Annotated in this window: 14 protein-coding genes; 7 read left to right on the top strand and 7 right to left on the bottom strand. The window is 42.7% G+C overall.

Annotated features, from left to right (window positions below; all coding sequences use genetic code 11):
* Position 1: 1 nt before the first annotated feature.
* Genes ACMH5P_RS09965 through ACMH5P_RS09945 form a run of 5 tightly spaced genes read right to left on the bottom strand, consistent with a single transcriptional unit; the run spans position 2 to position 9805 of the window.
* The gene (locus ACMH5P_RS09965) at positions 2 to 1255 is read right to left on the bottom strand and encodes an ABC transporter permease (protein ID WP_459494223.1); all 1254 of its coding nucleotides are present in this window, start codon (positions 1253 to 1255) and stop codon (positions 2 to 4) included.
* Positions 1255 to 2334 carry an efflux RND transporter periplasmic adaptor subunit gene (locus tag ACMH5P_RS09960; RefSeq protein WP_459494222.1) on the bottom strand — a complete coding sequence of 360 codons (1080 nt, stop codon included), beginning with the start codon at positions 2332 to 2334 and terminating at the stop codon, positions 1255 to 1257. The genes ACMH5P_RS09965 and ACMH5P_RS09960 overlap by 1 nt, the downstream gene beginning before the upstream one ends.
* A gap of 40 nt (positions 2335 to 2374) precedes the next feature.
* Positions 2375 to 3148, bottom strand: coding sequence for a fibrobacter succinogenes major paralogous domain-containing protein (locus ACMH5P_RS09955; RefSeq protein ID WP_459494221.1), 774 nt, complete (start codon positions 3146 to 3148; stop codon positions 2375 to 2377).
* Complete coding sequence (locus ACMH5P_RS09950) at positions 3138 to 9071, bottom strand: beta strand repeat-containing protein (RefSeq protein ID WP_459494220.1); 5934 nt, start codon at positions 9069 to 9071, stop codon at positions 3138 to 3140. Before ACMH5P_RS09950 ends, ACMH5P_RS09955 begins: the two co-directional genes overlap by 11 nt.
* 5 nt (positions 9072 to 9076) lie before the next feature.
* Positions 9077 to 9805: a hypothetical protein gene (locus tag ACMH5P_RS09945; protein WP_459494219.1), complete on the bottom strand. Its 729-nt coding sequence runs from the start codon at positions 9803 to 9805 to the stop codon at positions 9077 to 9079.
* Positions 9806 to 9927: 122 nt separating this feature from the next.
* Here ACMH5P_RS09945 and ACMH5P_RS09940 point away from each other — a divergent pair, with 122 nt between their 5' ends.
* From ACMH5P_RS09940 to ACMH5P_RS09910, 7 genes are all read left to right on the top strand, one after another.
* Positions 9928 to 10620 carry a 6-phosphogluconolactonase gene (locus ACMH5P_RS09940; RefSeq protein WP_459494218.1) on the top strand — a complete coding sequence of 231 codons (693 nt, stop codon included), beginning with the start codon at positions 9928 to 9930 and terminating at the stop codon, positions 10618 to 10620.
* A gap of 1 nt (position 10621) precedes the next feature.
* Positions 10622 to 11974, top strand: a complete 1353-nt coding sequence (locus ACMH5P_RS09935; RefSeq protein ID WP_459494217.1) for a 3-oxoacid CoA-transferase — start codon at positions 10622 to 10624, stop codon at positions 11972 to 11974.
* 124 nt (positions 11975 to 12098) lie between these two features.
* The gene (locus tag ACMH5P_RS09930) at positions 12099 to 15113 is read left to right on the top strand and encodes a SusC/RagA family TonB-linked outer membrane protein (protein WP_459494216.1); all 3015 of its coding nucleotides are present in this window, start codon (positions 12099 to 12101) and stop codon (positions 15111 to 15113) included.
* A gap of 20 nt (positions 15114 to 15133) precedes the next feature.
* Entirely contained in the window at positions 15134 to 16810 is a 1677-nt protein-coding gene (locus ACMH5P_RS09925) for a RagB/SusD family nutrient uptake outer membrane protein (RefSeq protein WP_459494215.1), read from the top strand.
* 56 nt (positions 16811 to 16866) lie between these two features.
* Positions 16867 to 18123: a purple acid phosphatase family protein gene (locus ACMH5P_RS09920; protein ID WP_459494214.1), complete on the top strand. Its 1257-nt coding sequence runs from the start codon at positions 16867 to 16869 to the stop codon at positions 18121 to 18123.
* A gap of 71 nt (positions 18124 to 18194) precedes the next feature.
* Positions 18195 to 20630 carry a bifunctional YncE family protein/alkaline phosphatase family protein gene (locus ACMH5P_RS09915; protein ID WP_459494213.1) on the top strand — a complete coding sequence of 812 codons (2436 nt, stop codon included), beginning with the start codon at positions 18195 to 18197 and terminating at the stop codon, positions 20628 to 20630.
* A 2-nt stretch (positions 20631 to 20632) separates the two neighbouring features.
* A complete protein-coding gene (locus ACMH5P_RS09910) occupies positions 20633 to 22615 on the top strand; it encodes a TonB-dependent receptor plug domain-containing protein (RefSeq protein ID WP_459494212.1) in 1983 nt (660 codons plus the stop codon).
* Here ACMH5P_RS09910 and ACMH5P_RS09905 read toward each other — a convergent pair whose 3' ends face one another.
* Entirely contained in the window at positions 22616 to 25291 is a 2676-nt protein-coding gene (locus ACMH5P_RS09905) for a bifunctional YncE family protein/alkaline phosphatase family protein (RefSeq protein ID WP_459494211.1), read from the bottom strand.
* A gap of 59 nt (positions 25292 to 25350) precedes the next feature.
* Complete coding sequence (locus ACMH5P_RS09900; RefSeq protein ID WP_459494210.1) at positions 25351 to 26475, bottom strand: GNAT family N-acetyltransferase; 1125 nt, start codon at positions 26473 to 26475, stop codon at positions 25351 to 25353.
* Positions 26476 to 26954: the final 479 nt, after the last annotated feature.

The following is a 26954-nucleotide window of genomic DNA, read 5'->3' as shown; positions in this document are numbered from 1 at the left end:
GTTATTTACCTCGGATAATGATAACAGGATCTATTTTACTTGCCTTTCGCGAAGGAAAATAACCCGCTAAATAAGTGGTTACGATGGAAAATACGGCACCAATCACATAAAAGGTCGGGTTATAATTGATTGGGTAGGTTTTGATGGTCGGGAGGGATTCCGTATTAAAAGGTATGTTATCAATGATATTAGAAAGCCCATATCCGGTCAACAAACCCAACATTCCTCCAAAAACACCAATACTTAACGCAATGAAAATGAAGATCATGTTCACATCCCTTCCTGAAAACCCAATGGCTTTCATGATCGCGATGGAATCCATTTTCTCGTAAATCATCATATTCAGGATGTTATAGATCCCGAAACCTGCAACCACTAACAGCGTAACGCCTACGGCATACGAAATAATTGTTCGTACTGAACTTCCTGTTTCAAACTGTGAATTGGCTTGTTGGATATCAATCGCATCCGTCTCATAGGTCTTTTGATATTCAATTGCCATGTCAGGAGCATCCAAGATATTTTTTAATTTGACTTGGATGTCGGTGATGTAGTTATTCGAAACCCCGAGCATTTTTTGGGTGGTGCTGATTGAGCAGTAGCTTTGAACTTTGTCGAGGTCTTGGAGGCCCGATTGGAATATGCCGACAACCTTTAATTGCATTCGCTCCCCTTTGCTGGTCGTTACTTGAATGACATCCCCGATATTGGCAGCCATTTTATCAGCTACCCCTTTTCCTAAAATGATGCTATTGGGAATGTTTTTTAAGTCGAGGTAATTGCCTTTCGTGACATAATCGTTGAACATGAATAAACGATTTTCCTCGTCGGGATCAATGCCATTAATGACCCCCGTTAAATCGATCGTTCCCACATTGTAGAAAACCTGTGCATTAATTTTGGGAGCAACTCCTAATACCCGCGGGTCTTGTTGGATCGCCTGCATGATTTGTCCACTATTGTAAATCTCCAGTCGTTGATTCTTGGGTTTGAGGGAATGGACAAAATTTTGCGATTGAGGTTGTAATAGATCAATGGGTTGTTGCTTGGAAACATTGATGTCGTGGTATAAGCGAATATGTGCGGTACGGTTCATGATGAGGCCATCCAGTAAATCGTTCAAACCGTTCATGAAGCCTAGCAATGTCACGAACATGGTGATACTAAAGGTCACGCCGATGGCAGCGACCAATGTTTGTTTCCATCTTGCTAAAAGCAGGGAAATTGAAACCTGAACGATTAATTTGATATTCATTACTTCGGTTTAACGACCAAGTCTTTTTCCGTGAGACCGCTGATAATTTCTACTTTTTGGAAATCCATGAGGCCAATTTTGACTACTTTATTTTCACCACTTTCTAAGGTGACAAGGGAATCGTTTTTCAAATAATTTCGAGGTAGGATCAACACATTGGCTCGATTTCGGAGTAAGATGTTTGCCTCAAAAGTGACGTTGGGATAAAGTTTGGGGGGTGCCTTGGTAAATAAGGCTTCCACTAAAAAGGTCTTATTGCGTTCATTCATGATCGAGGCTATTTTACTCACCTTTGCCTCGAAGACTTGATTTTTGTAGGCATCAAAAGTGACTGCGACTGTTTGATCTAAACGAACATCGAAGATGTCATTCTCGTCAACTTGAAGTTCTAGGACATATTGACTGGTATTTCCCAAAACCGCAATAGCCGTTTGAGGACTGACTAATTCTCCTTTCGATTTTAATAGATTAAATACGGTACCTTTTACTTTGCTTTTTAGAATGAAATCATCCGTTTGACGTGCTGAAATCTGTACATTTTTCTTGGATTGCGCGGATGCGAAATTGATCTGACGTTTGATATCGAGTAGTCTTTGTTTCGCGGATTGATAATTTGTCTTTGAGCTTTGGTATGCTAGTTCTTTTTGTTCAAATTCGATACGGGTACCAATTTGTTGGGACCAAAGTGTTTTTTGTCGCGCATAAAGGCTTGAATCCAATCTCAATTTGGCTTTAGCTGTCTGTAATAATGCATCAGCCTCGATTAATTTACCTTGGTTATTGGCCAAATCGTTGAAATCCGCGGAGAGTTTCGCATTCTCCAAATTAAACTTTTGGGTTTCGTTGGAGATTCTTAACAGGGGAGTACCTACCTCGACCTCTTGCCCTTCTTTGACATAGATTTCTTCAATGATTCCGCTGACAGATACGAACGCTTGATATTGGTCTGCCGATTTAATCGCGCCTGATGCATAGATTGACTCAGAGATATTTCCCTTGGTCGGGGAGATGGCTTCTTCTTTCTTGGCACAGCTCCCAAGGCATATCGCCGCAAGAATGAACAATTGGTTAACTTTCATCTTGCTAATTTAAGCTTTTCATGCTTCATAAAAAATGATTTTAATCGCGAATACAGCGTACGCTAAATCCAGCATCTTTGTCATTCGTCGAGGTAGTCGACGTGCCATTTAAGGTAGGAATCACATAGGCCCTTGCATGGGTGGTTGAAAAAGAATCACTTGACCAATAATGAACCGTAGTTCCGCGTTCTGTCAATGTTCCTGCTGTGGTCAAAAATCCTGCCGCATGCATGCCTAAATCAGATGCATATACGCTATTCAGATTTCTTGCCACGGTTTCAACCGCTTGCCACTCCGCATAGGTCGGCAATCGCCAACCCGTTCCCAATTCAATCGTGCAAGGATCTTGTGAGGCCGCCCAATCCGTATTGACTTGGGGTTGAGCCGGCCAAGCCGTGGACGGTGTTCTCGAGGTCGTGAAACGATAGGCTTTTTTATTCCCAAATTGCCAATACCAACCGGCGGATGCCTCTGTGTTATCAGTCGCAGACGTAGGTGGGTTCGTGGAACCGAGGTTTTGGGTCAGCCAACATTTATTGGTGCCTGTGATAGTAGAAAAGGCAAGATTATAGGTAACTGTTTTGGCGACAGGGGCAACTCCCCGACTGGTCACATGGTTTATCACGAGGATGGTACAGGGTGGGATGGTATCTAATTTTCCGGTGGTCTGAACTCCGTTAAGGCTTGTTTTATTCCCCGCACGATTGACAAACTCGGTGCGGGTCGTTGAAATACGGCCAGAAGGCGTGACAGCTTGCCCGTATGTATTCGAGCATGCAAGCAGAAGGAAAAGGAAAATGAGTCTAGTATGCATATTCAAATTGGATTCGGTCGTCTGCCGCCAAGGCATATCCGCTATTATTGGCCGGTGTATAGGTTAAGGTCTGATTGGTCCAAGCATAGGCAAATTTGTCGATTCGTACGCCATTGATGTACATTTTTACCCGACTGTTGGCCACGGGAATTTGCGTAAGCGTAAAAGTCGTTTGATTGGCCGTGGCAGAAAATTGATCACTCACATCCCGATCGGGCGTGCTAACGGTCCAGCTGCCGCCGACTACCTTCAAGACGTAGCCTGTAGTACTCGGTGTTAAGGTGCTCAAAACGGTTCCTGTTCCATTCCCAACTAATAGCGCTCCTGCCGTTAAGGTCGCGACACCTGTTCCACCTTGGTCTACGCCTAATGTCCCTATACTAGTTAAGATTTTCGAGGCATCCGTGAATACAGCTTTCGATGCGCTAAGTGTCGAATTTTTAAGGTTTCCATCAATATTTACCGCATTCTCGAAAGTCTTTGCTCCAGCTATTGTTTGCGCGCCGGTGGTGACTATCCCTGGATTGGTGGCATCCGCCGGACTTAAGCTAATGACATTATTTGAAATCGAAATTCCATTCGTGTTGCTTGTCCCTAGAACACCCGTAGAAATGGCAGTTGGAACAGTCGCCGTCCAAGCTGTGCCATTCCAAGTCAATACCTGACCGCTCGAGCTAGGTGTCAGAGTTGATAAACTTCCGGTCCCATTGCCAATCAATATGGCATTCGTTGGTATTGTTCCTAATCCCGTTCCACCCTGTGTCACACCCACAATTCCTGTGGAACTTAGGTTTTTTGATGCGTCTGTAAAGACTACTTTCGATGCAGTTAATGAGGCATTCGTCAGATTGCCATTCACGGTTAAATCTCCCGTTAAGGTTTTTGCCCCTGCTAAGATTTGAGCACTTGTCGTGATGATACCCGGATTCGTGGCATCTGCTGGGCTAAGGCTAATGACATTATTTGAAATTGAAATTCCATTTGTATTACTTGTTCCCAGAACACCTGTAGAAATCGCTGTTGGAACGGTCGCCGTCCATGCCGTGCCGTTCCAAGTAAGTACCTGACCCGTTGTGTTTGGGAGCACCGTTGAAACCCCCGAACTTCCATTTCCAATCATTACCCCGTTCGATGGAATGCTTGACAATCCCGTACCTCCCAAGTTCACGGGTAGCGTGCTACTAGAAATTAAAAGGTTGTTGGCATCCGTATAGACAACCTGATTCGCATTTGTTCCGTTTGTTAGTAAGCTCGAAAATGCCCCCGTGCTTCTGGTGACGGATCCGATTGGCGTATTTTGAATACTCGCGGCATAGATGGCTGCACTGGTGTTTAGTCGGCCGATATTATTATTTCCCAATTGAATCGTATTATCTGTCGATACCACAGCCCCCGATCCAATGGCAATGGTGTTGCTTAGATTTCCGGTAGCAACGCCCGCACCATTACCGATGGCCGTATTCCCATTTCCTATCGTATTCAAAGCCAGTGCCGTTGCGCCCAAAGCGGTATTGTTGGTTCCGCTGGTATTTGCTTGTAAACTTTGATATCCAATCGCCGTGTTGTTGGACCCTGTGGTATTACTGGTAAAAGACGAATTACCAATGCGCGTATTCGAAGCTAAGTTTCCTCCACCGCTTCCTAGTACGATTTGATTTACGCTCAAATCTTGTAAGAAGGTTTTGTTGCCAGCGAGGGACTGCGTTCCCGTCGTGATGATACCTGGGTTCGTACCATCCGCAGGGCTTAATTTTAGTTCTCCCGCGAGCAAAGTCATGCCATTGCTCGTGCCGGTCGAATTTGGGTTGCCCACACTCGTGGCTACGCCTAAACTCGAAATCGGATTAGAACTCCATTGCGTTCCGTTGGAGCTTAGGATGTTACCCGATGATCCAGGAGCTAGGAATCCGAGGGTGCTTCCGCCGACTAACAACGCGTTATTAGTAAGGCTTGAAACGCCTGTTCCACCATTTGAAATGGGCAAGAGGTTGCTGACTTTGGTACTTAAATCAATATTGCCCGCCAACATGCCATTGGTGACTTTCCCGGTTCCGATACTCGTTACGCCAAGGTTATTCATCGTAACATCTCCAGAGAGGCTTCGTTCCACGGCTGCGTTTGAGCCATTTCCTACTAAGAATTTACCGTCGTTCAGGATGGTCCCGGCTAAGGTAGTATTGGATAAGTTTATTTCAGTTACATTAGTGATTCTTCCCTTGGCATCGACGGTAATTTGTGGGATTAACGAATTGCCTCCATATACCCCAGCGATGACCCCTGTGTTATTCAGGGTAGTTGTAATATTTCCGGTTCCAGAACCCTGTAAATCCCCGGATAATACGATAGTTTGGTCACCCGTATTGGTTCCCGAAACACTCGCAGTCCCGGCAACGGTCAGGGTTCTAGCTGTAAGGCTACCTCCCGTCATTGAAAAATTGGTAGGGTTGCTTGTGAACTGAATTCCATTGATTGTTTTATTCGTCAAGGATTCCGATTCAGAAAGTGTGGCTAAGGTTCCAGATGTAGGGAACGTAACATTCGTATTCGCGGTTGTTGTTAAGGTCAAACTACTCGATCCGATCGTTGTTAAATTTCCGCCCACTGTGATTGTTTTACCGGTATTATTGACCCCGGTTCCGCCTTTAGCACCTGAAATAGGAGCGCTAAGTTTTTCCTCTGTGACTGCTCCATCGGCAATTTTTACACTCGTAATGGCACCGTTCGAGATAATCGGATTAGCTGCCGTTGAACTCGATGCGGCTAAATCTCCTCCTAATCGAATTTTTCCGAACACCACATTAGTAGCATCCGAAGTCGCATTCGCAGCGATTGCTTGATCCACATAGGCGCGGTTGGCCACATCGGTTGAGCCGCTTGGAGCATCAACTTGTTGGATTTTCTTCCCTGTCGGGAAAACCAAATTTCCCTGCATCGTAGATCCCGTCAATTTCACATATTGCGCATCCAGGGAGGCTTGATCCATGGTTATTTCATTCCAGCGGGTACCGTCGTAGATGAATGCCCGACCGTTGTTTGTGGCTGTTGGATCTCCCGATACGATAAACACATCGCTGTTGATCGGAGAACTGATGACCGGAGCAAAGTTGCCATTGTTGTAAAGACCCGTGTAGGTTGTTCCAAAACGCAAGGCAATGTTTCCATTGGTATCAGGAAGGTAGCCATTTACTTTTTGAACGGCACCTGTCACATCTGCTACAGGGATCGCTGAAACTGTTGAAAACGGAGTCCCCGCCTTGACATAACCGGCCGTCAGACTTCCTGTTCCAAGTCCTCCATTAGTCGTAGATAGAATAGCATTTCCGCCTATACTTCCATTTAACAGTACATTACTCAAGGTCGCCGCAGTGTTACGGACTACCGCCCCGGTTCCCGTGGTCGCAATCTCGGAGGGAAACGCAGAACTTGCTCCAAAATTTCCCAAGACCTTGTCTGGATTGATCGTTTGAAGATTCCCTAATGCGACTGTCTGACTACTTAATTTGCTTTCCACATAACTTTTCACGGCCGATTGCGTAGGGAAAGACGTCACACTATTTCCATTTATATCTCCCGTAGATTTGTTGGCCGTATTCTCCTTGAGATTCAGGGCATTTTGCGTAGCCGATCCCACACTACTGACTGCAATAGCGTCTACATAGCTTTTAACGGCTTTTTGACTAGGGTAGAGTTGGTCACTCGGCGAACTATTTCCCAAATCCGTTGCTGTGGATTTATTATTTACATTCTCCGCATTCGCCACATCGCTAATGGGTATGGTCGCGCTACTGGTCATCGCAGATAGGCCATTCCCTTTGATATAGCCTGTTAAGGTACCTGCGGCACCAGTTCCGCCATGCGAGGCATTTGCCACACCGGTGATATTTGCCGCATTCACCAAAATATCACTGCTGATTTTCGAACCTTCTACACTCACAATCTTCGCATTGGTCACCGCTAAATCGGCTATTTTAGCCGATGTAACACTGTTGTTTGAAAGAATTGGGTTGTTGGCACTCGTTCCGGTACCGGCTAAATCACCTCCCAAGCGAATTCTACCTAAGGTTGATGTGGTTGCATCGGGAATCGTTCCCTGTGCGATTTGGTTATCCACATAGGTTTTAACCGCACTAACATTCGGGTATTTGGTTGTTGAATTTGCATCCAAAGCGATGTCATTGCTTTTATTGCTTGCTGATTCCGCTCCCGAAACATCCGAAACCGGTATCGTTGAAAGTCCCTGCATGGCAGAAATACCATTTGCTCTGACATAACCATTCAAGGTTCCTGCAACCCCGGTACCTCCATGGCTTGGACTTATAGTTCCCGTTACATTGGCGGCATTCCCAGAAATATTGCCTGCTACTTTGCTGCCTGAGATGGATGCAATCTTTGCATCTGTTACGGCCAAATCCGCCAGTTTGCTTGTGCTTATCGCATTGTCCCGAATGATCGGATCATCCGCGGTACTGTTACCCGCGGCTAAATCGCCACCTAAACGGATCTTTCCTTTCGCCGACAAACTTGCATCCGCAATGGTGGCCGAACTGATTTGATTGTCGACATAGGTTTTCACCGCATTTTGTGTAGGGAAGAGCGTATTACTCGTCCCTAAAGAAGTGGCTGTGGATTTATTTGCGGCATCCTCTTTATTGGAAATAAGTCCACTCAATTCTTGTTGGACAAAGGACGTCGTCGCCAATTGATTCGTATTATTCCCCGCAGCCTGTTTTACTCCAATTGTTCCGGTGGGTAGGTTAGGAGTTCCCGTAAATACCGGAGAATTTTTATCCGCCTTTGCGTTTAAGTCGGCCGATAGCGCAATCCCCTGCGTCGCCTGATCCACATAGGTTTTGACCGCCCGAACACTCGGATATTTAGTGTCGGATGAACCATCGCTTGAAACATTCGTCGATTTATTTGCAAGATCTTCTTTCAGCGCTAGGCCGGGTACTGTAGGGTTACTCGCCGTTCCGCTTAAGTCTCCGGAAAGTTTGATTTTCCCCGCAGCCAGGGTCGTTGCATCGGGAACTCCTGAGGTAGCCACCGTGGAAATCACTTGATCTACATAAGTCTTTACGGCTTGTTGGCTTGGATACAATTGATTACTTGGCGATGAATTCCCCAAATCCACGGCCGTCGATTTGTTACTTAAAGATTCATAAGAACCACTCAAATTATTGATCTGATTTTGGAGATTATTCTGACTCTGGTTAATCTGATTTTGAAGAATGTTTTGATTCTGATTAATCTGAGCACTTTGTTGCTGAATCGTTGTATTTAAATTCTGGGTGATTTCAACCTGTTGGTTTAATTGCTTACCCTGCTCCGTAATTTGATTTTCGAGCGTGATTTGTTGGTCCTTGATCAAACTCAAAACCTTCAAATTTTCCGTTTGATTCTCCTCGATTTTCTTTTCCAAAGGTTTCAGATCCTTGTTCATTAAATAGCCTACATCATTCGTAAAATGAGACACATCTTTGGGAGCATTGTAGACATTTTTGTATTCCACCGCATCGGCATATAAGGCATAGGGGCTATACAAAAGGGTTTGATTACTTACTTCCAAATAATTGGGCTGTCCATCGATCTTAACGGCTACGACTAAGATCTTATTTTGCCCACTCCAATTGAGTTGCTCGAAATTACCAATCACCTTTTTTCCCTTTCCGATGGTCAAATTAATCAAGCCAAATGCATCTGTCTGGGTATCGTGTAATTCCTCAAAATCAATGTTATTTGTTGATTTGAGTGTAAATCGGATGCTGACCTTGCTGTTTTGCAGGACTTGGCCTTGGATAAAGGTTCCCGGAATTTGGTAGGGGTTCGGGTCCTGAAGTACTGCTTGATATTGAATGCCCTTGGTTTGCGCTATGCTCCCAAAAGCCCATTGAATCAGGAATAATGCTAGTAGATAACGTTTCATCGGGATTATTTGCTTTTGGGTTGGATTATGATGCCAAATAAAAGTTGCATAGGTCGCATGCTGAGTGTGGTTCCTTGGGAAGCAATCGGGGAGGTGTTAGTCAATTGCATAGCTTGCATGGAAATTTGAAGGTTCTCCGTTATTTTTTGACTTATGCCGACCTGGTAGCCTGTAAGTGATTGAATTCCATTGAATTGTGGGTCATTCTGCAAATCAACAAAGCGATTGTTAACCCATTGATTTCCTTGGATCAGCCGGTTTATCTGTAAGATTGCCGCTCCTTGCAGGCTTAATCCTTGGTAAATTTTTTGTTTGTATGCGAGTGCTGGGCTGATTCCCACATAATTTGTTTGGTAACTGTAGGCGGTATTGACCGCATCGCCTACGGCATTGTATTGATTCAAATGTATTCCTAGGCCCCATTGGAATCGACTCAATAGCTTGGCCAAAGTAGGATGCTGGTTGATGTAAATCGCCGCGGGGTTTGATTTAAGTAGTAGTGCCGAGGTATCTACCCAATTTCGTTGGTATTGAATCCCGAGGGAATTTCCCGATCCAGGTTTAATACCACTCAGCGTTTGGCCGTTGCTATTTTGAAATGAAAAGTTGGTGACATTAATTCCGGCCTGAAAGGTCCATTCTTGGGCATATCCACGTGATACCCTGATTAGAAGGACCATTAGGACAATACCCAATTTCCTCCCAATCGCCGGAGCGAATAGGTGATTGTACATGTTTAATTAGAACTAGATTGTGTTGCAAAGTAGTAAAATGATTTTGTTTAAAATAACAGTAAACTGATAATCTGTTGCTTTGCGCGCGCGCATTTTGTTACTTTAAGAAAAATGAATTGAGAATGAAGATTACACGCGTTGCGAATTATCAAGAATTAAGTGAGTTAGCGAGTACTCACATCATCGAGGAGCTCAAGCAGAAGCCCGATTTATTATTCTGTGCAGCTACCGGTGGTTCACCCACCGGGATGTATGCAGAAATGGCGAAGCATAAAGAATATTTTACCAAGATGCGCGTCATTAAAATGGATGAGTGGGGGATTATCCCCTTGAGTCATCCCGATTCCTGCGAATCGTATTTGGAAAAACATTTATTAGGCCCCTTAGCTATTCCCAAGGATCGTTACGTGAGCTTTGACCCGAATGTCGCGGATGTGAATGTCGAGATTCAACGGATAGAAGCCTACATTCAGGCGAATAGCCCGATGGATATTTGTATTCTGGGTTTGGGTAAGAATGGACATATTGCCTTTAATGAGCCGGCCGACTCTTTACAGCCAGGCTTTCATAAGGCGATTTTGGCTGAGTCGACGATCCAGCATGATCCGGCGCTTTCCCAAGGTTCCGAACCGGCTTTTGGTTTGTGCGTAGGCATGCAAGGGATTTTACAAAGCAAAAAAATCATCTTCCTAGTAACAGGAAAAGGAAAGGAAGCGGCGCTAGAACAGATTTTTACGGGAAGAATTACCACAGATTGTCCGGCATCATTTCTATGGTTACATCCGAATGTAGAGCTGATTACAGATTATCAATAAAATGAATAAAGTCTATTCCCATGCAAAGGAGGCCATCTTTGACCTTCCCTCAGGTGCCCGTGTTTTAATGGGGGGCTTTGGATTGACGGGTGTGCCTGAAAATCTCATTGAGGCTTTGTTGCAACGAGGGAGTAAGCATTTAACTTGTATCTCCAATGAGGCGGGTTTGGCGGATTTTGGGATTGGCAGACTCATCGCAAAGAAGCAAATTTCGAAAATGATTTGTTCCTACATTGGAGAAAATCACCTATTCGAAGAATTACTGTTGGCCGGCGAACTCGAGGTGGAGTTGGTCTCACAGGGAACCTTAGCCGAACGAATCCGTTGTGGAGGAGCGGGAATCCCCGCTTTTTATACGCCGGCTGGGGTAGGCACGGAGGTGGGGGCCAACAAAGAAACGCGTGAATTCGATGGGAAGAAGTATTTATTGGAGCAAGCGATTCATGCCGATTTTGCCTTCGTGAAAGCCTGGAAAGGGGATACTGAGGGGAATTTGATATATAAAGGAACCTCCCAAAATTTTAATCCAGTAGTGGCAATGGCAGGTAAAATCACCATTGCTGAAGTGGAAGAATTAGTCCCCGTCGGTACGCTGGATCCCAATCAGATTCATACGCCGGGGATTTATGTCCAGCGGATAGTTCAAGGGAAGGATTACATCAAACCGATCGAACATCGGACGCATCAATTGGATGCGGAAGAAATCCAGGAATTGAGTCCGGAGGATATCAAAAAAGAAATTATCGGAAGGCGTCTCGCGCAAGAAATCAAAGATGGCGATTATGTGAATTTAGGCATTGGCATTCCGACGCGCGTCGCTAATCACATTCCGAAAGGAATGAAAGTAATCTTACAATCCGAAAATGGTTTATTGGGCATCGGTCCATTTCCAATAGAAGGTCATGAGGATGCCGATTACATCAATGCGAGTAAGCAGACGATCACGGTAGCACCTGGCGGTTCCGTTTTTGGCTCCGAGCAGAGTTTTGCCATGATTCGTGGGAATCACATCGATGTGACGATTCTTGGTGGGATGGAGGTCTCAGAACAGGGAGATTTGGCCAATTGGAAAGTACCGGGAAAGATGGTCAAAGGCATGGGAGGGGCCATGGATTTGGTCGCTTCGGCAGATAAGGTTATTGTGGCCATGTTGCAAACTACACCTGATGGAAAATCGAAATTAGTTGCGAGTTGTGATTTACCACTCACGGGTGTTCAATGCGTTACCCGTGTCATTACCGAGTTAGGCGTGTATGATATCTTACCCGAAGGTGGCTTCAAACTCATCGAACGTGCACCGGGAGTTAGTTTAGAGGAAATTCGTGCGGCTACGGCGGGTAAGTTAATTTTGTAGTGGTATTAATTTTGTTTTGGCATTTTTTCAAGAATTTATTATTTAATATTCTAGTCATTTTGTATTAATTAAGAACGATTTGTTCAAAGTTACTTTTGGCAACTCAAACTTAATTAATTCATTTATGATACAACTCGTACGCGTCAAATCGCTCGCGTTATTTCAAATAAGCTCGAATGCTTTTTATGTGATAGCCATTACCATTTCCATACTTTGTGCAAATTCGATTTCAGTTTTTGCGCAAGGACTCAAAATCTCAGGAAAAGTTACGGATGCAACGACCAATGAGGCGCTTATTGGAGCATCTATATCGGTGAAAGGATCCAACAAAGGAACCACAGCTGACGCATCGGGTCAATATTCCATTTCGGTTGGTTCTGCAAATGCCGTTCTCGAGTTTAAGTTTGTCGGTTATTCTTCTAAAACGGTTACCGTCGGATCTCAATCCAATATTAATGTTTCGCTTGCACCTAACGCAGCCGACCTCGAGCAGGTTGTCGTAGTTGGTTATGGTACGCAAAAGAAAACAGATGTAACGGGTTCGGTGAAATCCGTGGCAAGTGCGGCCTTTAATAAAGGTATCATTAACTCGCCAGAGCAATTATTACAAGGTAAAGTTGCCGGTGTAAATGTGACTTCAGCGACGGGTGAGCCGGGTGGTTCTCAAGGTATCACAATTCGTGGTCCGGGTGGAATTCGTTCAGGGTCGACTCCCTTGTTCGTAATTGATGGGTTGGCATTGGATAACTCAACAACAGGTGGAGGTAATCCGCTGAACTTTATTAATCCGCAAGATATTGAAACGATTGATGTTCTTAAGGATGCATCGGCTACAGCGATTTACGGATCACGTGGTGCGAATGGGGTTATTTTAGTGACAACGAAAAAAGGAAAAGCAGGCGTTTCTAAAATCGAATTCTCGAGTAGTGTTGGAGTTAGTTCCATCGCACGTGCCTTGCCTGTTTTATCGGCCGATGAATTCCGTAAGCAGGTTGTCGCAAACGGAGGAACCTTGGAAGATTTTGGGGCAAATACCGACTGGCAGAAAGAAATTACTCGCCAAGCAATGACCAAAAACTATAATTTAAGTTTAGGAGGCGGAGCTAATAAATTAACCTATTATGCGGCTTTCGGGGCTCAAATGCAACAAGGTATTTTGAAAAACAATCAATTAGACCGACTAACGGGTCGTATGAATGTGAATCAAAAATTCTGGGATGATCGTTTGAATTTAGATGCCAACATAAGCTTTTCAAATACGGTAAACGAACGCCCGGCGATCGAAAGCTTATTGGGGACGGCCTTGTCGAATAACCCTACATTGCCTACTTATGCGGCGGATGGTAAGACTCCTGCAACTTTTGTCAGTCAATCAAATCCATTGACTACATTACAATTGTTCAAGGATATCAACACGACAAATCGATTTATTGCAAACATCTCACCTTCTGTTAAATTAATGAAGGGCTTGGTTTATCGAATGAATTTCGGATACGATAATTCCACTTCTGTGCGTGATGTTCAAACCTTGGCAAGTGCAGTGCCGAAAATTGATGGTCGGTTAGATACATACAATACAAGCAATTTGAATAATTTGATTGAGAATTATTTAACCTACAACCTCGATTTAGGTGATCATAGCTTTGCTGCATTGCTTGGTCATTCCTATCAGAAAATCCAATACCAATGGCGTACGTTTAGTATCAATAAATTCCCGATTGTACCGACGGAGCCGATTTATAACCCAGGCATCGGTCAGGAATTAACCTTGGCGACCAATAGACCTGCCGGTTCTGCCTTTATTAATGAGTTGCAGTCATTCTATACGCGTTTGAATTATCAGTATCAAGATAAATATTTGGCAACGGCAACCGTACGTGCCGATGGTTCGTCTAAATTTGGTGCGAATAACAAATACGGTATTTTCCCTTCATTCTCGTTGGGATGGCGAATTTCAGAAGAGCCTTTCTTGAAGAACACTTCGGTCAGTAATTTGAAACTTCGCGGTGGTTGGGGACAAACGGGTAACCAAGAAATCCCACCAAAAATCACCCAGCCATTATTTACAGCGACCGTTGGGTCATCTACTTCTTATCCATTGGAAGCTTCGGCGAGTTACCCCGCTGGTATTACCTATTCGCGTTTAGCGAATCCGGATATTCAATGGGAGGTTTCAACACAAATGAATCTTGGTTTTGATTTTGCGTTCTTGAATGGGGCACTATCGGGTTCGATCGATGCGTTTAATAAGGTGTCGACCAACATGCTTTTGGAAGTAATCCCAGCAGATCCCGTACAACCAGCAAGTTCCGTATGGACGAATGTGGCCAACATGGAAATTTTGAATTCGGGTGTTGAGATGGATTTAGATTATAAATTCGAGACGATGTCAGGCATCAAATTCAATGTGGGCGGTAACTTAACATTGATCAAGAACCAAGTCAAAGGATCCCCTTATTCCGTGATTCCATCGGGTTCGGCATCAGGTTCTGGTTTGACCTCAGCGACAATCAATGGATACATCAATGGTCAGCCAATCGGTACATTCTTCTTGAAAGAGTTTATTGGATTTGATGACAAGGGAATAAGCCTTTACAAGGACCAAGATGGGGACGGAATCATCACCGATAAGGATCGTATTGCGGCGGGTACTGCCTTACCAACTACCCAATATAATTTCTTTGGTAATGCGTCTTACAAAGGTTTTGACCTATCCTTGCAATTCAACGGGGTGGCTGGAAATAAAATCTATGACAACACAGCCAATGCTTCCTTTTATAAGTTGAAGATTGCGAAGAATACGAACGTGACTCCAGCTGCATTTGCTGACGCGAAAGAATCCATTAACAATGCCGCGCCGATATCAACACGCTATTTGAAAGATGCAGCTTTCTTACGTTTGAATAACGTGACTTTGGGATATCAATTGCCTACTGCGAAATTGGGAATCAGCAAGTTTATTTCAAGTGCTCGTTTATCGGTAACGGGACAAAATCTTTGGTTGATGACTGATTACGACGGATACGATCCTGAAGTAAACAAGGACAATTCGATTAATGGCGTCTTGTCATATGGTATTGATTACTTAAGCTACCCGAAAGCGAAATCAGTAATCGTTGGTTTGAATCTTACATTCTAATTTGAATAGCTAGAAAGAAAATGAAAAAGTTTAGAAATATAGCCATGCTTATGGTAGGGATGACAGCCTTGGTAGGTTGCTCCGATTTGAATGAAAAAGTATTGGATGAATACAACGCAGCGGGTTTAACGGACAAGCAAGCTGCCGATGGGATGATTGCACCCGTTTACGCGGTGTTGCCAACAATTTTCCAACATACTACCTTGTTTGCTTTACAAGAAATTTCTACGGATGAGGCTATTTTACCATACCGTGGGGGTACCGACTGGGGTGATAATGGAATCTATTTATCATTGCACAAGCATGAAACAACGAGTACGGATCCCAATGTTCGAAATACATGGAATGCAGTACTTGCGGGAATCTCTCGTTCGGTTACGGCGATTAATTCGTTAAAATTAAACAATGATCCCAACGCTAAATTATACTCGGCTGAGGCGCGTGGTATGCGTGCCTATTACAACATGGTTATGTTGGATTTATTTGGTTTGGCCTTCTCAAAAGATGATTTAAGTGAAGTGACAACAATTCTTCGTGGTGAAGCCGCTATCGCGTACATCAAAAGTGAATTGTTAGCCATTGAACCGATTTTATCGACATCCGTTGGTCCAGGTCGTTTGACCAAAGGGGGTGCTTGGGGATTATTAGCTCGTTTACATTTGAACGCGGCTGTTTGGCGGGATCCCTATGGAACAGCTACCCACAAGGTGGAGGATATGGATAAAGTGATTGAATACACAGATAAAATCGTTAATTCAGGACAATATGCCTTATCTACGGATTATTGGGATATTTTCAGTAATGCGAATCATAGCAATAAAGAATTAGTATTTGCGGTAGATCAGCGAGCTGAATTGAATGGGCATAATCGTATGTCATATTTTTCATTGGCGAATGACCAGCGTCCATTGCCAGCATATCCTGCAGCGAATGGGACGGATGGGCCGGCAATTACTCCGACTTTCTACCAATCATGGGTTGCAGCCTATGGCTCGCTTGACCCAGCGGTAGCGGATCCTCGTTTTTACAAACAAAATGTAAAGAAAGAGGAGGGACAATGTGTGGATCCAATCTCCTATAAAATTGATCGTGGAATATTACGAGGCCAACAATATGGGTTGATTTACAAGAGTGGTGCATTTGTAAAATGCGCGGATGGTAAATCCTTACAGGTTGGTAAAATTGTAAACTCACGTGGGAAAGGCAATCCGATGGTAATTCATACGGAGCAGGTTGATTTTACAACAACAGGCAGTGATTATAGTTCAGGTTACCGGGTAGAAAAATATGAGTTTTCTGATAAATCATCTTCTGGTCGTAATTTTGGCGAAGCGGATTTAGTGATTGTTCGTTTAGCAGATGTTTATTTGATGCGTGCGGAAGCGAAACTTCGCAAGTCAAATGATGCCACGGGTGCTTTAGCCGATGTGAATAAGGTGCGTTTATCTCGTACAAGTAATTCTGCCGCGTCCCCTTTGTCGACGATCAATTTAGATCTTTTACTTCGTGAGCGAGGATTTGAATTTTATTGGGAATTACAACGCCGTACGGATTTAATTCGTTTTGGCAAGTATGAAGATAGCTGGACCGAAAAAACCAACACTGATAAAAACAAGCGCGTATTTCCAATCCCACAAACGGCGATTGATGGCGCTTCCAATTTGACAGGTTACTTGAAACAGAATCAAGGTTACTAAAATTTAGATTACATTTAAGGCGTCAAGTTCATTTTGACGCCTTTTTTTGATGCATAATGAAAAAATTCCTATTCCTTTTACTTTTTAGCCCCTTTGCCTATGCACAAGAGGCTCAAATCATTCGTGGACCTTATTTGCAGTCGGTGACTACCACCTCCGCCATTGTTCATTGGCGGACCGACAAGCCTGTATCGAGTCGTGTGTATTACCAAGATTCGAAAAAAAACGTTCGAGAGGTCTTGGATACTAACCGTGTCACTGAACACATGGTAGAGTTGGCTCAATTGAAACCCGGCACAAAGTATGCCTACCAAATCGATTCCAAACAATTTGTTTCGGAACGCTATGTGGTGACTGCACCAGGTTTTCAAAAGCCTGTTCGCATTTGGGCTTTGGGTGATTTTGGGGATGGTTCTTTGAGCCAAAAGGCTGTTATGGAGTCCATTACAAATTACACCAAAGGCCATCGACCGGATGCTTGGATTTGGTTGGGCGATAATGCCTACAACAACGGGAAGGATGAGGAATATCAAAAAAATGTATTTGATGTATATCAGCAAGCATTTTTACAGAATTTACCCATTTATCCTTCGCCGGGTAACCACGATTATGCCGGAAAGCATGATCCAACCTTACCACCCTATTTTCAAATTTTCGATATGCCGGTGGCCGGTCAAGCGGGTGGAGTTCCTTCGCATGCGGAATCCTACTATTCCGTAAATTATGGTCCCGTTCATCTGGTTGCTTTAGATACGGAAATGAAGGAAAAATCTGGTTTACAATTGAAAGATGGCAAAGGGGAACAGGTGGATTGGCTAAAAGCTGATTTAGCCGCGAATAAATTACCTTGGGTGGTGGTCTATTTTCACAAACCTCCCTATTCAAAAGGCTCGCATGATTCTGATGTGGAATTAGACATGAAATCACTGCGTGAAAATGTGACGCCTATTTTTGAGCAATACAAGGTTGATTTGGTGATCGCTGGGCATAGCCACGTTTATGAGCGAAGTTACCCCTTGCGTGGGCATGTAGGGATTAATGAATCGTTTGAGGAATCAAAGCATGTATTGGCACGAGAAAAAGCTCCCAATCATTATATAGTGGGTCCAAAAGGGCAAGGTGTCATCTATGTAGTGAGTGGTTCAGGCGGAAAAGTGGGAGGTCAACGACCTGGTTTTCCCATGAAATCGATGTTATATTCCAATAATCAAATGGGAGGTTCCGTCATCTTAGATGTGAGTAAATCAACATTTGAATTACGTTGGATTCAGTCCGATGGGGTAGTAGGGGATTATTTTAGCATTTCGAAATAATAACAAATTTTTAAATTCTGGAAGAGGCAAAACTTATTGTTTTAATTCAGATTATTTTTAAGAAAAAACGCATGAAATTTAACTTTAAAATCTTTGTTTTGGGTCTTCTTTGTTCAGTTTCTATTATTGGACAAAGTAATTTGAAGTCCACACTTTCAGCAAGCCGAGTGACTCTTCCGAATGGCTGGAAATTATCGCCGTATGGTTCTTCAATTGCTCTAGGTGATTTACCTTTGAATGTTGCTGTCTCGCCCAATCAAAAGTATTTGTTGGTCACTAACAATGGCCAAAGCATCCAAAGTTTACAATTGATTGATGTAGCGTCCCAACAAGTTTTGGATTCCAAGGAATTAGCAAAATCTTGGTATGGGTTAAAGGTAGCTGCGAACAATAAGAGGGTCTATGTTTCAGGTGGTAATGACAATGTCATATTGGTTTTTGAAATTCAAGCAGGTAAACTAACCGAGGTAGACAAAATACCTTTATCCAAAGACCCGAAAGCTATTATTTCTCCCACAGGAATTGAATATGATGACGCACGAGGTATTTTGTATGTGGTTACCAAAGAGAATAATTCGCTGTATGTGATCGATGTTAAAACGAAGACCATTCGTTCAACGCATCCGTTACCCGCGGAGGCATTTACTTGTATTTTAGATAAGCACAAAGAAATTTTATATATCTCGGTTTGGGGCGCTAAACAAGTTCTTCCCTTTCAGTTAGATAATGCAACCTTTTTGCCGGCAATTTCAGTGGGGGATCACCCAAATGAAATGATCATTACTAAAAACGGAAAAACAATGTTCGTTGCTAATGGTAATGATAACTCCGTTTCGGTTGTAGACTTGAAAGCTGCCAAAGAAATCGAAGTTTTGAATGCAGCCTTGGTACCCAATGCCTTGGAGGGAAGCTCAACGAATGGCTTGGCCTTATCTGCTAATGAGGAACGACTTTATGTTTCGAATGCGGATAACAATTGTTTAGCTGTTTTTGAGGTAGAAAAACCAGGTTATTCCCGTTCTCTCGGATTTATTCCAGTGGGTTGGTACCCGACTTCTTTGCAAATTGTCAAAGGAAAATTATTCGTGGCTAATGGAAAGGGCTTTTCCTCGTTTGCGAATCCGGATGGGCCCAATCCCATTCAGAAAAAACAAACTGTGACATATCAGCAATCGGATAATAATCGCAAAGTTCGAACGGGTTACATTGGAGGTTTAATGAAAGGTACCATGTCGGTATTTAACGAACCATCTATGGCAGATTTAGCTATTTTATCAGAGGCAGTATATCAGAATACGCCCTATACAAAAGAAAAAGAAATGAATGCCATAGGTGAAAAAGGTAATCCTATTCCAATGAAAGTAGGGGATGTGTCACCTATTAAATATGTGTTTTATGTTCTGAAGGAGAATCGTACTTATGATCAGGTGCTCTCGGATGTGCCAGGTGGGAATGGCGATACGACATTGCTTTTGTTTGGTGAAAAATATACACCTAACCAACATAAATTGGTGAAGGATTTTGTCTTGTTGGATAATTTTTATGTGGATGGCGAGGTGAGTTCGGATGGGCATAATTGGTCTACATCAGCACATGCGACGGATTATTTAGAAAAAACGTGGCCTACTTCCTATGGTGGCCGTGGGGGTAAATATGATGGCGAGGGAAATCGATTGATTGCTAACCCGAAGAATGGATTCATTTGGGATTACTGCAAGCGTGCAGGAGTTTCCTATCGAACCTATGGTGAATTTGCTGATAATTTCAAGCCCAATATTCCTTCCATAGCGGATCATTTTTGTCCTGATTTTGCATCCTTTGATCAGAATGTGATGGATACGACGCGATTTGCTGCTTGGAAGCGAGACTTCGACCGTCTTTTGGCTCAAAACCAAGTACCTCGATTTAATTCACTTCATTTTCCTAATGATCATACGGAAGGTCAACGACTTGGTAAAAAGACACCTTTCGCCTATGTAGCAGATAATGATTATGCAGTTGGATTATTTGTGGAATATCTTTCAAAATCGCCAATTTGGAAAGAGACAGCTATTTTCATCGTAGAGGATGATGCTCAAAATGGCCCAGATCATGTGGATGCGCATCGCACAACTGCTTATCTAGCAGGCGGTTTCGTGAAGCGTGGATTTGTTGATCATACGCCTTATTCGACTTCCTCGATGCTCCGTACGATGGAATTGATTTTAGGTTTACCCCCAATGAGTCAATATGATGCCGCAGCATCTCCGATGTTCCGATGTTTTCAGGCCACGCCAGATCTTCGCCCGTTTGACTCCATCCTACCGAAAGCAAACTTGTTTGAGTTAAATATTCGGGATACACCGAGTGCTCAAAAAAGTGCCAAATTTGATTTCAAAAAGGAAGACTCTATTCCTGATTTGGAGTTTAGTAAAGTGATTTGGAAAGCGGTGAAAGGAGAAGATTCTGTGATGCCAGTACCTCGCCGTGCTGCCATTTTAACTACGAGCGAAGAAGACGAGGATTAAAAATGAATATTGGATTAATTAGTGTTTTGGGTTTTAAAATGGCGATTTTTTGTCCTTCGGATACCCTCGATAATGTGGTCGTGAGTGCGAGCCGTCAAGCTATATCGAAGCAGCAAGTTGTTTATCCTATCCATCAAAAAAAAATCATGGAGGGAGCGTCGATGAATTCCCCTGAGATTTTAGCTACCTCGTCAGGTGTGTTTGTTCAGCGAACGAATCAGGGAGGTGGTTCAGCATTTGTTCGTGGCCTGACCGGAAATCAAACTTTACTTGTTCTGGATGGAATTCGATTTAATAATTCTACCTTTCGCTATGGGCCCAATCAGTATTTGAATACCATCGATCCTTATTCATTGAACCAAGTCGAGATTCTACGAGGTGCGGGTTCCGTCCAATATGGTTCCGATGCTTTAACAGGGGTAATTCACTTAATATCTAATAAGCCTACATTTAGTGCTAATCCGAAATGGTCCGGTCAAATGATTGGTCGTGCCATCAGCCAAGGAATGGAGCAAAGTGTTCTAGGTAGACTTAACTATCAAATGCCAAATTTTGCTTTTTCGACTTCCCTGAGCAACAAAAGTTTTGGAGATATAACCCGCGGTGGTGTTGGAGGGTTTCAAAGACCTACTGGTTATGATGAGCGAAATGGAATAATTCAATTCCATATCAAATTGGGTGATCGTTGGGTGGTTGAAAATTTATTTCAACAAACAGTTCAAGATCGTGTTCCAGTTTATCATAAAATTCAGTTAGAAAATTTTGCAATCAACGAAATGACACTTCAATCTTATGGAAGGGCATTTAGTCGATGGATTTACTCTGGAGGTCACTCTTGGAATCAGCAAATGGATTGGACGCTCTCTTATCAAAAAAGCCGTGAAAAAAGGTTATTGAAGAAAAAAGGAAGTAGTATCTCTCGTCAAGAAGAAGACGTCATCGGTACGTTTGGTCTTGTTGGACAATTGAAAAGTAATTGGTCATCCAATCTAAGTAGTATGTCGGGGATTGAGGTTTATGCAGATGCAGTTCAGAGTAGCCGTATAGATATTTCTCCTGTCTTTACAACCCATTTGCGTGGATTGTATCCCAATGATTCCGTTTATCAAACTTTTTCTGCGTTTAGTTTGCATGAATGGCAAGGTGATAAATGGCATGGCCATGCTGGATTACGTTATCAAAACTCGATGGCAAGCTTGCCTGATTCAACGGTTGGTGACTCTCGGATTTCCTCCGGAGCTCTGGTATATGACGGAGGATTCACTTTTTCACCTAATTCCAGCATTAACTTATTTATGTCTTTTTCTACTGGTTTTCGTGCGCCGAATTTGGATGATTTAGGAAGTCTTGGTATTGTTGATTTTCGATATGAATTACCGGCATATCAATTGAGTCCGGAATATTCATTGACTAAAAATTTAGGAGTTAGATTATCGAAACCTAATTGGAATTTTGAGTTGTCTGGATTTCATACGCAACTTTCTCAGTTAATTAATCGGGTTAAAACGACACAGGTAGTGCAAGGTTATCCGTTGTATTTGAAGGAAAATAATGCACAGGCTTATTTGGTGGGTTTTGAGTCGGAATCTAAGATAAGATTGAGTGAAAAATTGAGTTTGACGAATAGCCTTTCGTATGTATACGGTCAAAATATAAGTTTGAATGAACCGATGCGCCGCATACCGCCCTTGCATGGTTCATTAGTGGTAGATTATACTTTTTTGAAAGGTAGCTTAGGATTTATTTGGCAATTTGCGGATCGTCAAGATCGATTAAGCGCGGGTGATAAGGCGGATAACCGAATGAATCCCTCAGGAACAGCTGGTTGGGGAATTTGGCAAATCTCGTATTCCTATAAAATTTCACCCTATATTCATTTTAGCATGCAGGGAATGAATTTAGGAAATGTTCCTTATCGAATGCACGGTTCAGGAATTGATGGAATGGGGAGAAGCCTACATGCTCAAATGATATTCAACTGGTAATTAGTGGTTTCTTCGCTGCTCATCTTCATCATCCATTTCTACTGTTCTCTTTATTTTTCGCCAATCTATCGTTCGATTGTAACGAATCATTGTTTTGTCAGCGTCAAAGATCCGTTTGTCAGGAAAGCTAAATTGATAGGGGGTGAAGTTAGGTTGATCTATAAAGAAATCATCGAGTACCGTTGCTGTTTGGTCGTAATGGTTAACAGCTGGAATACCTAAAAGTGTATAGATGACACGCAAGATGGAACCAAAATTTGCATGACGGTGTGAGATGTAATTACGCTTTACATAAGGTCCTGCCATCATTAAGACACTACGGTGGGCATCGATGTGGTCAACTCCACCTTGCGGGTCATCTTCGGTTACAATAACCAACATGTTTTTCCAGTAGGGCGTTTGGGATAAAAATTGTAAGATTCGACCCAGTGCCAAATCGTTATCGGCCATGAACGATGAACGATACGGGAAACCTGCTAATGAATCTAAATCTCCTCCATGATCATTTGGTAGCTGAATGGTTACTAAGGCAGGCATTTTTTCTTTGCCTTTTAGCCATTTTTCTGAGAATTCGGTTTCAAATTGTGCTACACGGAATTGATCTGGAATACTCGTATTGAATCCTGCATATTTGTGGCTGGTATTTTTGAATAAGGCTTTTTGCATCGGTACCATGACGATGTGACCAGCTCCAGTTAGTGTATCTGTCCAATCCTCCCGCACATGTCCTGTTTCATTGGCTTCTCCAAAATTATAAAAGGAGATTTTCTTTCGTTCCAAGGCTTCCCAAATGCCACCAATTTCCGCATAATCTTCGGGATCCATGCTACCTGTAGAGCCAGGAAAACGCCTTCCCGGAGCTTTTGAAAAGATTTTAGCGGTTTTACTGACACTAGAATTGGTTTCAACCCATTCATTTGGAATAACACCCATCATCCAGTGATGGCCATGAATGGAGGCATCGCTGTCACAATAGAAATTATCGCTCATTGAGAACGCTTTTGCTATTTGATGATGATTTGGCATGACGTCCACATGTTGGAATGTATGATTCTTTTCATAAACTGTCCGATTTAGACCATAACGGGCAAGGGTTGAATCGCCATTAGCTCCTGTAAACTGTCCAAAAATTTCGTCGTAAGTGCGATTTTCTTTCGTGATGTACACAATATGTTTGATTGGGGATTTAGCACCTGCAGCTAATGAGAAGGTTTTGTTTCCCCGTGTTTTGCCATCTTTTAAACGGAAGGTATTTTGTTGAACTTGAGTCGTATAGTTCGATAATTCTGCCATTGAAGGCATGGGTATACTTTGAAAAGTACCTAATTGAACATCTCCGATATACGTTCCTTGTTTAGGGGCAAGGTAACCTTTACCACCATTGGGTCCAGCACCATAACCTCTGCAAGATGTGACATATATGTTTTTTTCATCCGCGGATAGTTTTACGCGCGTTGGCCCCCAGCCGGTCGGTATGAATCCTAAATTTTTCCCAGTTCTCACATCGATAACAGCGACTGCGTTTAATCCAAGTAGGGTGACAAATATTTTGTTCTCATCATTACTTAGCGTAATTCCAAAAGGTAAATAGCCTCTTCTTTTGTCCAATATGCTCGAAAATTGTATTGGTATGTGGGATTTAATTTCTTGAGTTTTATAATCGATTACGGCAATGTTATCATTTGTCGCATTGCTGACATAAATATATTTTGTTCCTACTGCGATGGAATTTGGACTAGAGCCTCCCACAACTTCCATTTCTTCGACCATTTCACCTAGTTGGAAACCTGGTTTATAGACTTTTACGGTTTGGTTTGTTGTCAGGTCAATTTGAAATACGCTCATGGCTTCATCCGCCCGTGGGTTTCCGAGTCCGGGAATTTTTTTCCCATCTACAAGGGTCCCTTCTTGTGATTCTTTGGTGTCATTTCCATAAGGATGGTGGGGGATATATTGTTTTTGTATGTTTTGTGGTGTCGTTCCTTCGACAAGGGGATAAGCATACATTCCTACGTTTGCCACAAAAGCATATTGATGGTCTGGACTTAGGGAAATACCAAAGGGTAGTCGGCCCGTAGGCGTACTTGAAGTAAGCATTCCTGAAGTTAAGTCGATTCGAACCATTCGGTAATTTGCCTGATCGAGCACGAGTAGTTCATTTTTTTCTGCCATTAAGACCATGTCAGAGGCAAAGCTGTCCCAAAATGTGCGTTGGCCAATCATACCATCAAGTGAAATCGTCCTGATAACTTGTCCTGTTAGAATATCGATTTGATGTACGTTCCCTGCATCTCCACCACTCAAATAAAAGCTTTGACTATCTTGCGAAAAAACGATTCCTAAAAATGAGCTTTTACCATACGGTGAGTTTTTATCAGATGTGCCAAATTCTGGAAATCTTTTTGAAGTTTGATTTGTTAGATTAATTCGTGTAAATGCGGCATTGTGTATTGTGATTGCCCATTTTTTATCTGGGCTCAAAGAAAGACCAAAAGGGTCATCAGTAATCCGTATTGTTCTACCAGCGGGACTTACATAACGTCCACTTGGTAATACGGAGTAGCCATTGGTATCGATTTTGGCAAATTCAGAAAGTCCGGGAACCTCAATAAGTTGCTGCGCATGAATCACTTGAATACCCAAAAGAAATGCAAAAAACTGAAAAATCTTCTTCATGAATCAGAAATGTTTTTCGAAAGGTACCATAAGTTCTGCTCAAGTAGATTAAGGAACTGTCAACTTTTAAATGGGTGCCTTTGTATCCATGATACCTCAGGTTCCAGAAAACGAAAAATCTTATCAAGGTATCTGTTTATCAAGGGTGTATTGTGTTCCATGAGGCCATACATATTGACGGGTACAGCACCAATCGAACTTTTTATTTCCATCGCCGTTCGACCGAATTGAATATGCTTGAATCCGTTGACAATGGCACAGCCAACCATGTCATAGAGCATATTAAGGTAAAGCATTTTATCCTTTTGAATGCTTGGGTCATAACCGAGAAAATAGGTTTCCAGTAATTCATCATGCTGAAAAAGGGTATTGAATCCAATTAGTTTGCCTTCTTCGAAGTAGGCAAAAAATCGGAAGGATTCGCCCAAGTTTTTTTTGAGGCTACTAAAATGATTTTTCGCCAAAAAGAATGTGTTGAATGGCGCATTTTTTGCAACATGTAGATACAACTCATAAATTCTCGATTCGAGTTCGATGATTTCCGTAAGATTCAATTGCCTTTTCTCGATTCCGTCCGCTTTTTTGCGTGCCCGTTTGTATTGGTCTCGGTATTTTTTTGAGAGCGCATCAACATAATCTTTTTCTTTTAACCAGGATTCTGCTAGGCTGAGAAACATGCTAGGCTGCGAAGTGAATCGCAGACTTTTATCGAAGCTTGAGCCTGAGAAAAAGCTTAGTTCTTCCGCAGGAAAGTCCTTGAATATTTCGAGATGTTGGTTAGGATATTCTTTGCAAACTCGTTCTTTAAGGTAGCTTAGGATGCTAGCTTGGGAGATGTCCGGCCGACAGGCAATGGCGTGTTGGCCGGTCAACATATTATTTCCCACGATCAACAATTTCCCGGCATAATTCTTGAATAAGAAATCACGAATGATAATTTTAAGCCCACTATCCCGCACGCCAAAAGTTTCCAATTGGTTTAAATCGATTTGCTGAATGAACGCAGCTGCCATTAATTTGGTGTCTTGAAAAATTCCCACATAACTGATCGTGAGATTAGTTGGCCTGGATTCTTCCAATGCCTTCAAGTAGTCCGTTTGCAGGAAAATACTCGATTGCGCGACTTGATTCCAATCGGCTGGTAATTCAGCAGTTGATAGGTAAATCTGATGGTAATAATTCAATGCAAAGGGTTTAAGATTTCAAACCGATAATTGAGTCGTTTTGTTCCCTCGATGACTAGAAATGTAGAGACGAGAAACATCGCGTCTTTTTGTTTGAATTAGACGCAAGGTATTTAGTCTCTACAAACGTAGGTTTCCAAATTCGTTGGTAGAAAGGTGGATTTGAACTGTAGAGACGCGATACATCGCGTCTTTTTGTTTGAATTAGACGCAAGGTATTGCGTCTCTACAAATTGTAGGTTTTCAAATTCGTTGGTAGAAAGGTGGATTTGAACTGTAGAGACGCGATACATCGCGTCTTTTTAGTTTGAATTAGACGCAAGGTATTGCGTCTCTACAAATTGTAGGTTTTCAAATTCGTTGGTAGAAAGGTGGATTTGAACTGTAGAGACGCGATACATCGCGTCTTTTTGTTTGAATTAGACGCAAGGTATTGCGTCTCTACAAATTGTAGGTTTTCAAATTCGTTGGTAGAAAGG

The organism is Aquirufa sp. 5-AUSEE-100C1, from assembly GCF_054558655.1.
Note: the sequence above shows the minus strand (reverse complement) of the source record. Positions and strands in the feature narration are given on the sequence as shown.